The 10,566-nt window shown below is 68.0% G+C and carries 8 protein-coding genes; 4 read left to right on the top strand and 4 right to left on the bottom strand.

Annotated elements, in window-relative coordinates:
- Window positions 1–134: 134 nt before the first annotated feature.
- Window positions 135–1,532 carry an aspartate aminotransferase family protein gene (locus tag OO54_RS18045; RefSeq protein ID WP_033204318.1) on the top strand — a complete coding sequence of 466 codons (1,398 nt, stop codon included), beginning with the start codon at window positions 135–137 and terminating at the stop codon, window positions 1,530–1,532.
- A gap of 845 nt (window positions 1,533–2,377) precedes the next feature.
- Here OO54_RS18045 and OO54_RS18040 read toward each other — a convergent pair.
- The 4 genes from OO54_RS18040 to OO54_RS18025 all read right to left on the bottom strand — a co-directional run bounded on the left by OO54_RS18040 (window position 2,378) and on the right by OO54_RS18025 (window position 7,020).
- Complete coding sequence (locus OO54_RS18040; protein WP_267888947.1) at window positions 2,378–2,878, bottom strand: very short patch repair endonuclease; 501 nt, start codon at window positions 2,876–2,878, stop codon at window positions 2,378–2,380.
- Window positions 2,879–3,047: 169 nt separating this feature from the next.
- Entirely contained in the window at window positions 3,048–3,443 is a 396-nt protein-coding gene (locus OO54_RS18035; protein ID WP_033204316.1) for a hypothetical protein, read from the bottom strand.
- Window positions 3,444–3,466: 23 nt separating this feature from the next.
- Window positions 3,467–5,116 (bottom strand): hypothetical protein, encoded by a 1,650-nt coding sequence (locus OO54_RS18030; RefSeq protein WP_245236729.1) that lies wholly within the window; start codon window positions 5,114–5,116, stop codon window positions 3,467–3,469.
- A 530-nt stretch (window positions 5,117–5,646) separates the two neighbouring features.
- Window positions 5,647–7,020, bottom strand: coding sequence for a hypothetical protein (locus OO54_RS18025; protein WP_033204314.1), 1,374 nt, complete (start codon window positions 7,018–7,020; stop codon window positions 5,647–5,649).
- Between the two features lie 467 nt (window positions 7,021–7,487).
- Here OO54_RS18025 and OO54_RS18020 point away from each other — a divergent pair, with 467 nt between their 5' ends.
- From OO54_RS18020 to OO54_RS18010, 3 genes are all read left to right on the top strand, one after another.
- Entirely contained in the window at window positions 7,488–8,486 is a 999-nt protein-coding gene (locus tag OO54_RS18020; protein ID WP_245236728.1) for a hypothetical protein, read from the top strand.
- A gap of 80 nt (window positions 8,487–8,566) precedes the next feature.
- A complete protein-coding gene (locus tag OO54_RS18015; RefSeq protein ID WP_234439282.1) occupies window positions 8,567–9,475 on the top strand; it encodes a hypothetical protein in 909 nt (302 codons plus the stop codon).
- Between the two features lie 20 nt (window positions 9,476–9,495).
- A complete protein-coding gene (locus OO54_RS18010; RefSeq protein ID WP_033204309.1) occupies window positions 9,496–10,521 on the top strand; it encodes an ImmA/IrrE family metallo-endopeptidase in 1,026 nt (341 codons plus the stop codon).
- The last annotated feature ends 45 nt before the right edge of the window (window positions 10,522–10,566 follow it).

Raw genomic sequence — 10,566 nt, 5'->3', positions numbered from 1 at the left:
CCGTTCAGAGACCGCTCCAGCGGCCGGCAACTGCTCACGAACGCGGCCGCCTCTTGCGCCTGGGGCCGCCCCCTCGCTCCGCCGGGCTCGCCGTCTGCCCCCCCATGTGCCCGCCGACCTCCCCGGAGAACACCGTGCCCGACCACCCCGCCACCACACACCACGCTGACCGGCTGCGCGAAGCAGCCGGCAAGCACCTGCTCCTGCACTTCGGCCAACACGCAAACCTGCGCAACGGTCAGGGAATGTTCCTGCCCGACCGGGCCGACGGCGTCTACGTCTACGACGCGACCGGAACCCGCTATATCGACGGCCTGTCCGCTCTGTTCTGCGCACAGCTCGGCTACTCCTACGGCCCCGAGTTCGCCAAGACGGCCGAACAGCAACTCAACCGCCTGCCGTTCAGCACCCTGTGGAACACCGCACACCCCGCCGCCATCGAGCTGGCCGAGCGACTTGCCGCTCTGGCACCCGACGGCATCAACCGCGTGTTCTTCACCTCCGGCGGCTCGGAGTCCGTGGAGTCCGCGTGGAAACTCGCCCGCATGTACCACGTCGCCCAAGGCCAGCCCCAGCGCACCAAAGCCATCGCCCGCCGCACCGCCTACCACGGCCTGACCATGGGCGCCCTCGCACTCACGGGAATCCCCGCGCTCAAGGACCCCTTCGGCGCGCCTGCCTTCGAGGTCACCCACGCACCCAACACCAACCGCTACCGCACCACCGACACTGACGAGGACGCGTTCACCCGGCGGCTGCTGGCCGAAACCGAAGCGGCGGTTCTGGAGGCCGGCCCGGAGAACGTGGCCATGCTCATCGCCGAACCCGTGCAGAACTCCGGAGGCTGCCTCACGCCTCCGGCAGGCTACTGGGCGGGGCTAAGGACGATGGCGGACAAGTACGGCTTCCTCCTGGTCGCGGACGAGGTCATCACCGGTTTCGGCCGCATCGGCGAATACTTCGCCGTGACCAAGTACGGTGCGGTCCCCGACATGATCACCACAGCCAAGGGCCTCACCTCGTCCTACGCCACGCTCGGCGCCGTCCTGGTGTCCGACAGAGTCTCCGCGCCCTTCTTCAACGACGGCGTGACCCTTCTGCACGGGCTGACCTTCGCCGGGCATCCGGTCGCCGCCGCCACCGCCCTGACCAACCTCGACATCTTCGAACGAGACGGCGTCCTGGACAACGTCCGCGGCCTGACCGGTCACCTCCACCAGCGGCTCGCCGAACTGACCGAACTGAGCATCGTGGGCGACGTACGCGGCGACGGCTTCTTCTGGGCGCTCGAGCTCGTCGCCGGAGCGGACGGCCAACACTTCACCACCGGCCGCCAGAACGAACTCGTCAAGCAGTTCCTTCCCGCACGCATGCGTGACCTCGGACTCCTGGCCCGCGCGGACGACCGCGGCGACCCGGTCGTGCAGATCGCACCACCCCTGATCGCCACCCGCGACGAACTCGACCACATCGTCGATCTGCTCGGGCAGGCCCTGACTGACGCGGACCGCCATTTCCTCCACGCCCGCTGAACATCGAGCCACCCGGCATCGATGACCGCGTGCAGCCCGGTGGACTTCAGATCGGACAGCAAGCGCGCCGCTCTGGCGGTCGCGCCGGCATCGGATGGAGTGCCACCGGGCAGCCTGGCCTGCTCGGTGGCAGCCGCCCCGGGGCGGTGGGGCCGTTTGCCTCGTCGAAGTCGGCGATCAGCTCGTCCCGGTTGTAGCGCTCGATCTGCCGCTGCGCGGAAACGCCACGCGTGTCGACCACTCACGGATCGCTCGCAGGATGCCAGCGGTCAGAAGGACGGAGCCACCACTACTGGAGCCGTTGCCGGGCGGGTAGTCGGTGTCGTTGCCAGCCGTGACGCAAAGGGCATTCGGGAACGCCAAACTGCGCGATTCTCGGCTGCGTGGTGCCCCAGCTGCCCTTCGGACGTGCGTCAGAGGTCGCACGTAGCGCCCGTCATGCACATTGATCTTGTGTCCGTTTCGCGGCCCGCACGTCGCTGACCTGCGGTTTTCTTCGACATGTTTTGTGTGGACCTGTTTCTTGTGACGCACCACGTGGAGTGCGTGGCGATTCTGGAGCCGGTGAAGTAAGGGCGCTGACCTGGGGTTTTGCGGGTGCGCGGTATGTGCCGTGTGGGCGTTACGGGCGATGTCTTGACGCTGAGATGACGCTCGTGACGCCCATTTGACGCTCGTTCTGATGGGGTGTCAGGTCAGGGCTGGGTCGCTCAGGTCGCTCCCCTCCCTGTCCTGCTGACTACGCAAGGTGTCTTCCGCCTCCACTGGGTGGCGCTGGGCGTCGTGGCGGCTTCCCACGACTGAGAGTCCCGTCCCGCGTGTGTTTGGATGCCGCACGCGTTCCTCTACGAGCCCTCGGTCGCCCGTTCCGACATGGGCGTCCAGGTGCTGATGGCCAAGGCGCGGGGATGCCCCCGGGTGGCGAGCGCCGCCGTCACCCGCTTGACGGCGCCGTCGACGGTCTCGTGTTCCCAGATGCGGAGGGGCAGCCAACCGATCAGCGTGAGGTGGGCATCGGTCTCCTCGTCGCGGCGGGCGTTGCCCCGGAGCTTCTGCCGCCACCACTCCGCGTTGTGCCGGGGCGCGTGCGGGTGACTCGGGCAGGCGTGCCAGAAGCAGCCCTGTACGAACACGGCGGTGCGCCACTTCGTGAACGTGACGTCGGCGCGACGACGTGGCATGCCGACGATCGGCAGGTCCACGCGGTAGCGGAAGCCCAATGAGTGCAGAGCCCGGCGAAGCGCAAGCTCCGGAGCCGTGTCCCGGCTTCGCTGGGCGACCATGACCCTCCGCGCGTTGGCATCGCGCGGCGTCGGCGTCCCCGTGCGGCGTCCCTGGATTCTCACGCCTGATCAACCATCGGGGCGCCTCGCCGTTACGGGCGTCGTACCGATCTGCCCGAGCCGTTCACGACCGCCGCTCATGCTGCGACTGAACCCGGCATCGCGTTCTTTCCCGGTCTTCAGCGAGGGGTTCTGTAGCAGCGGTCGGACATGGCTGCGCGACGGGGAGGCATCAGGAGCCGGGCAGCAGCGCCGTGACCGTGGATTGAACGAGTTGGGCCGCCGCGAGGACGCCGGGGATGCCTCCGCACCGTTCGACCAGGCTCTCGATCATGTAGCGGAGGGCTCCGGGGTCTCGGTCGGGCTCGTCCAACCGGGGGGCAATCATGTCGAGGTCGCGCAGGGCGCCGTCCGCTCCGGGGTGCTGGTCGCGCAGCTCTTCCAGGCGTTGGCGCAGTTCGTCGATGCTCTCGCGGGCCCTGTCCACGGCCTCGTTGGTGAGGTTGTTGGTCTGAGCGGCGTTCTGGGAGAAGGGGGCGGCTTGGGCGGGTCCGGTCATGCGGCCGGTGTTGATGACGCCGAAGTTCACGCCGTTCGGGACGGGGTCGGGCTGGCCTCGGAGGGGCATGCTGGGCTCCTGGCTTGGAAGGGTCAGTTGCTCATGGACGGATTGGCCGAGAGGGGCGCTGCCTGGACGGGGCCGGTCATGGTGCCGCCGTTCATGACGCCGAAGTTGTAGATCGCGGTGGACTGCTGGCGGTAGGCGGCGATGTCGACGTTGTGGTCGCGCAAGAAGATCTCCGTGGAGTCGAAGACCCTGCGCTGCATCATCTGCACGTAGTAGCGGGCGTCGTCGTACGCGTGCATGTCGTCCAGGCGGCGGGTGCTGTAGACCTCGCGGAGGCTCACGGGGCCGCTGCCGGGGTCGAGCTCGGGGCGCGGGCGGGCCTTGCGGCGTAGGAGACGGTCAAGGCCGACGTAGACGTCCACGAGCGCGTTGAAGGCGGCCCGGGCCAGCCACGTGGGAGTGAGCGGGACGGCCGGAACGAGCCCGGCCACCCTCGGATTGAGGGGCCCCATGATGTGGGGGCGAACGGTGACGCGCAGGAAACCGCCTTGGTATGCGAAGTGGACGAGTACTGCCGCCACGAGCTCCCCGTTCCAGGCTGTGACCCGGGCCCAGATGTATCGACGGGCGACCTCCTCGGCGGGCTTGTCACCGGTCTCGTCCACGGCGAGGGCATGGAGGCTGCGCCAGGTGTCGTCATCGATCTGGCTCCACCGCTTCTGGTGGATGCCGGAGATTCCCACGACCTCCACCCGCAGTTTCGGATGGCTCTGGTGGTGGGAAGGTGCCGGGTCGTCGAGACGGCGTGCGATGTAAGCGTGCAGCTGAGCGGCGGTGAAGTGCTTCAGCGGTTTCTTGGCCACCGGCTCGTTGTGCTTCGTCAACGCGTCGAGCACTGCCTTGGCCACCGCCGCCATGTCGGGGCTTCCGGAGCGCACCGTCGGTGAGCCAGGACTCGGGAACGGTTCCGCTGCGGCATCGTGCTCGGCGTCCTGGTTCTCAGGGGCCGGCTCGACATCGATGCCGATGACGGCCTCGTGCCACGCTTGGAGTCCCGCCCCGATGAATCGGTGCCGGTCGCCGGTCGGGCGGCGTTCGTATTGGTAGGGCAGGGCGTGGGCCTGATCCGCTGCCTCAGGCGCTTGCAGTTCCCCGGCCAGTAGGGCATTGAGCCGCAACTGCGCCAAGTAGCGATCCACCAGGTGCACGCCCCATGTCTCGGCCAGTAGGACGAGGGCCGCCCACCCCGCACCGAGGGTACCGACGCCTGTCTGCCACGCGACGGCAGCGACGAGGACCACGATCGTCGTCCGGCGTCCACGCATGTGCCGGACGGCCCGGTCGCACGCGTGCACCACCGGTTCCTGGTGGAAGCCGTAGACCGGCACCGGTCGCGCCGGCTTCTTGATCCGATGACGGACCCAAACGGCGTAGTCCTCGCCCAATACGACCGCAGGGGGCGCCGGCTCTTCTTGTTCGGCGACCTCCTGGGCCTTCTCCGGGAAGATCCATCGCAGACGCTTCCGCACCGCGGCCTTCAGCGCTTTCCAATGCTGCGCCAGGATGGCGCGGAGGACGGCCCACCAGTCGGCACGGACGAAGGCGGCAGCGCTCAACCGACGGGTGACGCCTTCGGTGTAGGTGCCGTGGCCGATCGTCTCTCCAACTTTGGCTGCGGTGCCCAGAGGCACCGCAGGAGCTGAGAACACCGACTGGTGCTCCGCGTACGACAAGGTCCCACCCCCGTGTCTCCTCGTGTCGACCGCGCTGAAGATCAGGGGCGGACACAGAGGGGCATCGTCCTCGGGTGGAGGAGGGGGGCGCCATACCGCAAACCCGCACAAGGCGGTCGGTGAGGTGTTCCGGGCGGACAATGACCGAAAGCCACCCCCTCGTGGAGGGGCTGTTTGAGTGCTCAAGATTTTCGGTTCGGGCCGAATCGAGTGCTTGGGGCGGCCGGTGACCCACCCTCGCTGTCTACGCGAAGGGCGCGACGTGTGTTCATCCCGAGAGACGGGGCCTCATCCGGAGCTGGGGGCGGACCGTCGACCCGGGGGCCGGGCGCGCCGATCGTTCGATCTCCATTGAGGAGCTGTGCGTAACCGGAGAATGCCTTCCGTCGCGCGCCTCCGCAGGACTCGAACCTTCGGTCAAGTGCTTAGAAGGCACCTGGTGTGATCAGTGAGCTAGGGCGCGTGACCTGCGTGTTCGTCGGCACCCGCAGGTCACGCACTCGATCTTCCGGCGTTTTCGGGACAGTCCGCTAGCTGCGCTTCACGCGCTGACCGGGCAGCAGGCGGATGGCGAGGACGGATCCGTCAGCGTGGACGGATACGGGGCCGCCCCACTTCTTGTCCCAGGCGAGCTGGGGACGAGTGTGCCGGGCCGCGTGTACGCGGAGGCGGTACTCCTCGACCTCCCCTTCGACGAGGAGGTCGAAGAGCGCCTTGTCCACGCCGGAGAATGCTTCGACGCGCGGCCCGTTCAGCCGGAACACGTGGTCGGTGCCGGCGTAGGTGCGTCCGAGGAGGCGGTGGCTGATGTTCTGGACGCTGCCGGCGGCAGCGTGTTCGAAGTCGTCGAACCGTTCATTGCCCTGCCGTTTGGTGAGGTAGCGGGCAGTGCCCTGACCGGAGCCGGTGAAGGCCATGAGCCCGGCCGCCGCCGTATGTCCGAGGACCTGCTGAAACCACCTGAAGTACTCGGGGGTCACGTGGCAGCCGGGAACTGGCTCGCGAGCCGCCCCTCCCACATGAGGCGGCTGGATCCCCGGAAAGGGGTTCTCCTCCGATGGGGCGGTGTCCAGATCGGCTTTGCTCTCGCCGGAGGGGCCGGCGAGCCAGCCGTCACGGCCGGGAGCCTGCAGCGTGTGGACGGTCACGGTGCCGTCCGCAGGAAGTTCCGTGCTGAACAGCAGGCTCGGGGTCTCGTTCCACGCGCCGATGTGCACGGCCTCGGCGTGCACCGACGCGGACGCCAGCTGGCCGGCCGATATCGCCGCGTTGCTGTGGTTGCCCTTGGTCGCGATGGGGATCACGAGGGACGGCTCCCCAGGACGCCAGACCTCCGCGAAGTACTGCGGCCGGTACCCGTACCCGACCTTGTTGCCCTTCTCCCTGCTCGTGAGAGCCCACCCGGCACGCAAGACCGTGTCGGCGGGGACGATGCTCACGGAGTGCTCGGGGAACCGGCGCCCGAGCACCTGCTTGGCGAGCGTGAGCCCGAAGGCCATGCCGAGCTCGTGCGACTGAATGGTCTTGTACCGTTCGGCGATCTTCCGCCCTTCGGTCGAAAGCCCGAGGAACGAGTCAGGACCGCCCGCCAATGCCTGGCTGTACTTCAGGGCTCCCCAGTGCTCCGCAAGGCCGCGCCCGGCACCCTTCCAGGACAGCGTCGTGGCCCGGCCGAGCGTGTGCAGCACGTCCCACATGGAGATCCGCACCCGGCGGTCGAGCTCGTTGCCCGGGATCCCGGACAGGAGCGGTTTGCGGCGGAGCGGCTCGGCCTCCCTCTTCTTGCGCGCCTTGTCGTCCGCAGCGATCGCGGACTGCACCTTGCCGAGCAGTTCTTCGTTGGATCGGATGGACACGTTCGACGATGCGTCGAGGTCGAGGAGTACCTTCTTGGCCGGCTTCAATGAGTCCCCTACGGCTCGCACGGGCACTTCAAGAACCCCGCGAAAGTACGGTTGCGGCAGCCGGAGCACGCAAGTGCGCAGGGGCGCACAAGGCATGGACGACCCGCCCGTGAAGCGAATCGACCCATCGACAATGTTGATCTCGGTCAAGCTATTGGCGACGTCACGCCTCGTCACCGGCCGTATGGAACCGGATTCGGCGGCACCCTTGCCTTCGTACGAGTCGACACCAAACGCACGGTAGGGCACTGATGTTGTGACCTCTGTAGAGGGCTTCGGGTTCGCCCTCGGGATCGGACGCTGCTTGCTCGAACTGCACCGCGTCTCTGCCGCCGTCCGTGCCGCCCCGTAGAGAACATGACACCTCCTTGTCCGGATAGCGGGTGGGCCCTTCTGTGCGACGAGGGGAATATGCGTGTGTCGCATGCCGCGGAGGGAGATGCTGGTGTATGCAGACTGGAAGCCCCGTGGCTGCAGGCGCCGGGGCGGGGGCAAGGGATCGGGGGTGGCTCGTGACAGGCGGGGCTTTCGAGGAGCTGACACGGACGGGCGAGCTGGGGCCGGTCTCGTTCGACCTGCTGCGGCGACTGGTCCACCAGGTTCGTCGCTCCTACGGCTTTCCACCGCCCGAGGGGCACGCGGAGTGGAGCGATGACGCTGCCTATGAGGTGGTCCTGGCGATGCTGACCCGCGATGGGAAAGGACAGAAGTTCGTCACAAGCTGCTTCGCGCTCGCCACGGACGATGCTTCGCTGGAACGTGTGTATCTCGCGACGATCAAGCACTACTTCATCGACGAGGCGAAGAAGACGCCGCGGGGCAAGCTTCGGCGCCGTATCGCCCGGCTGATGAGCGAGGACCTGGCCTACCGGAAAACCAAGGGTTCCCCGCCCCGCTGGGCGCTGGCCGACCATGCCGATGGAGCTGTATGGCAGGGAGACCTGGACGATCTCATCGCCCGGGCCGCGCGGGTGACAGGGGTCGGCATCACCCGCTGGAACCATGCCGGCCCCACACCCAAGCAGACGGTCCATGCCCTCAAGACCATCCTGCTGTGCGTGCTGCAGCATGCACAGGGCGCGGTGCGGGAGGAGGACCTCGCCAAGGTCCTCGAGGCCCGGTTCGAGCTCCTGGCACCGGCCCGCTTCACCCCGCTGTACGCCGACGAAGGCACCGTCGCCGAAATCGTCGAACGGCAGACGGTCACCACCGCACCGGACCCGACCGGGGTCGACGCAGTGGCCGAGGACATCTGGCAGCGCCTCGCACCCAATGAGCGCCTGCTGCTCCCGTACCTCGACAAGGACGCCCATCACGCGGCGCAGCTGCTGGAGATCCGGCAAGGCCACGCGGCCATGGTCCTGTCCAATCTCAAAACTCTGCTCCGTGACGCCCTATCCGTGGACAGTGACCCGCAGACAGTCATGACCGCACTGCTGCGGCGCTGCGGCGACGCTCCTTCGTGAACCGTCCCAGTTACGTCGTCTGGATCCAGTGAGAAGAGAATGCGCTGATGGACCACAGCCGAGGAGACGGGGGAGACGGCATGAGCTCTGTCCACACCACTGCCTACCAGAGGCTGGTAGCCGCCGCGGCGGGATTGAAAGTGCCCGACGCCGTCCACCGGGTGGCCACCGCACCACCTCAGGACCCACGTCCGGGCCAGATCTGGCGTGCGGCATGGGAGGACAGCATCCAGCTGCTGCTGATCACAACGATCGGTGACGATGACACCGTGCGTGCCGTGCCGACCTCCTTCGAACGGTACGTTGACAGCGACACCCTGCTTCTGCCCGCTCAGGCGACCACCCTGGAACAGCCGCTGGCATTGTGGTGGGGCATGGAGACGACGCTTCCGTGGTGCGTGCTGGACCGGCAGGTCGGCGAGCTGACCAACCGCCCTGACATCCTCACCTCCCGCACACTGGCCGATGCCATCGCAGGCACCAAGCGGGGCAGCGGCGCTTTGCCGTCCGCGGCAGCCGACGAGTACCGCGCAGTCCTCGCCGACCGCCTTGAGGCCTTGGCCTCGGCACAGTGGGCTCCCCAAGGGGCGGGAGGCCTTTCCCAGCTTTTTCGTGCCCACGCCATCACCGCCCCGCAGCTCGCGGCCGCATTGAATCTGCTGCCGCCCCAGGCGCTCGCCGTATGGAGAGGACAGCAGGCACTCACCGCCGACCAAGCCGCCGCACTTGCCGAGCACCTCGGCCAGCCGGCCGGGTACCTGCTCGCGGCCAACCCAGCCTTGCCACCTGTCGTCGTGCACGAGCTGAACCGCCCCCTGCGCCGCACGCAGATCAAGAAGCTCGCTGCTCAGTACGACGAGACTGAACGCGACGGCAGACTGCGCGCCGCCTACGGCATCTTCACGCTCGCGGCACGCGACGATGACCGCGCCCAGCCGAACTGGACCGCCCGCACGGACCGCTACTTCGAACTCATCCTGGACAAATAGAGGAAAAGGGGGCACCTCGCGTGGTCAATTACGTGCTCGCCGGCGCAGCCCGCACTCAGGCCGCCGCCATGATCAAGGAAGTCGAAGCGGCTCGCCCCGGTGCCCTCGAACGCCTGACACAAGGCGCCCTCGCGGAACTGCGGACCTGGCCCGAGCTCACCGTCAAAGACGTTCCCGAGGGCCAGGCGGCACAAGGCTGTAGCGTCGCCGGAGCATACGACTACGGCCCGCCGCCGCGCCTGTCGGTCGCCATGTCCGCCAGTCAGGCACGGCGGGACTTCACCGCTCTGCACGAACTCGGTCACCACCTGCAGAAGAGCAGCTTTGACCTTATGGAGCCCTTCAGCCGGGAACTCGACGGCGGCGTCCTCCTCGAGGATGCCGCCTGCGACGCGTTCGCCGCCGAGATCCTGCTCCCCGCGCACCTCGTCGGTCATCACCTGGACGTCAAAGGCCTCACCGCCTTGGCGATCACCCACTTGTGGCGGGCGAGCAACGCCTCCCGCATGGCCGTCTGCGTGCGAGCAGCCCAGCACCTCCCCGCTCCTGGTCACGTTCTCCTCCTCGATCCCACCGGACACCTCGCCTTCGCCGCCTCGCACGGAGAGCGCCCCCTGCGACGTGGCAGCTTCCAAGGTGACATCCCCGTCATCGACCGTGCCCTGACCGGCTCCGGCCGCGCACAAGGGAGAACCCAGGTCCGTTACCGCGACGGCATCCTCGGACGCGAACTGCACACTGACACCGCCCCCATGGACGGCTACATCGTCGCCGTCCTCGTCACCGACTCCGCCCCTTGGCGCGCCTTCACTCCGCCCACCGCAGGCAGCGGCCCCCAGTCGCGCAACTACATCTGCGCGAACTGCGACGAGGAGTACCGCTCCTTCGAACCCGCCTGCCCAAGCTGCCGCGTTCCTCAGTGCCCCGACTGCGGCCGCTGCGCCTGCCCGTCCCGTGTCCCGGGCCGCGCCTGCCCCGGCTGCTTCATCGTGCACCCGCCCGCGATGTTCCCCCCGAACAGCGACCGCTGCTTCGACTGCTCCTGACGCCCCGCCGGCCTCGCGAACCGCACGCGTCTTCCTACCCGCGAG

The organism is Streptomyces wedmorensis, assembly GCF_000716445.1.
Lineage (GTDB): Bacteria > Actinomycetota > Actinomycetes > Streptomycetales > Streptomycetaceae > Streptomyces > Streptomyces wedmorensis.
This window is presented reverse-complemented; position numbering and strand designations above follow the sequence as displayed.

Bases quoted from the DNA above. Each gene is read 5' to 3' on its own strand.
- OO54_RS18035 (WP_033204316.1), bottom strand. From the start codon at position 3,443: ATGCCCCTCCGAGGCCAGCCCGACCCCGTCCCGAACGGCGTGAACTTC.
- OO54_RS18015 (WP_234439282.1), top strand. From the start codon at position 8,567: ATGAGCTCTGTCCACACCACTGCCTACCAGAGGCTGGTAGCCGCCGCG.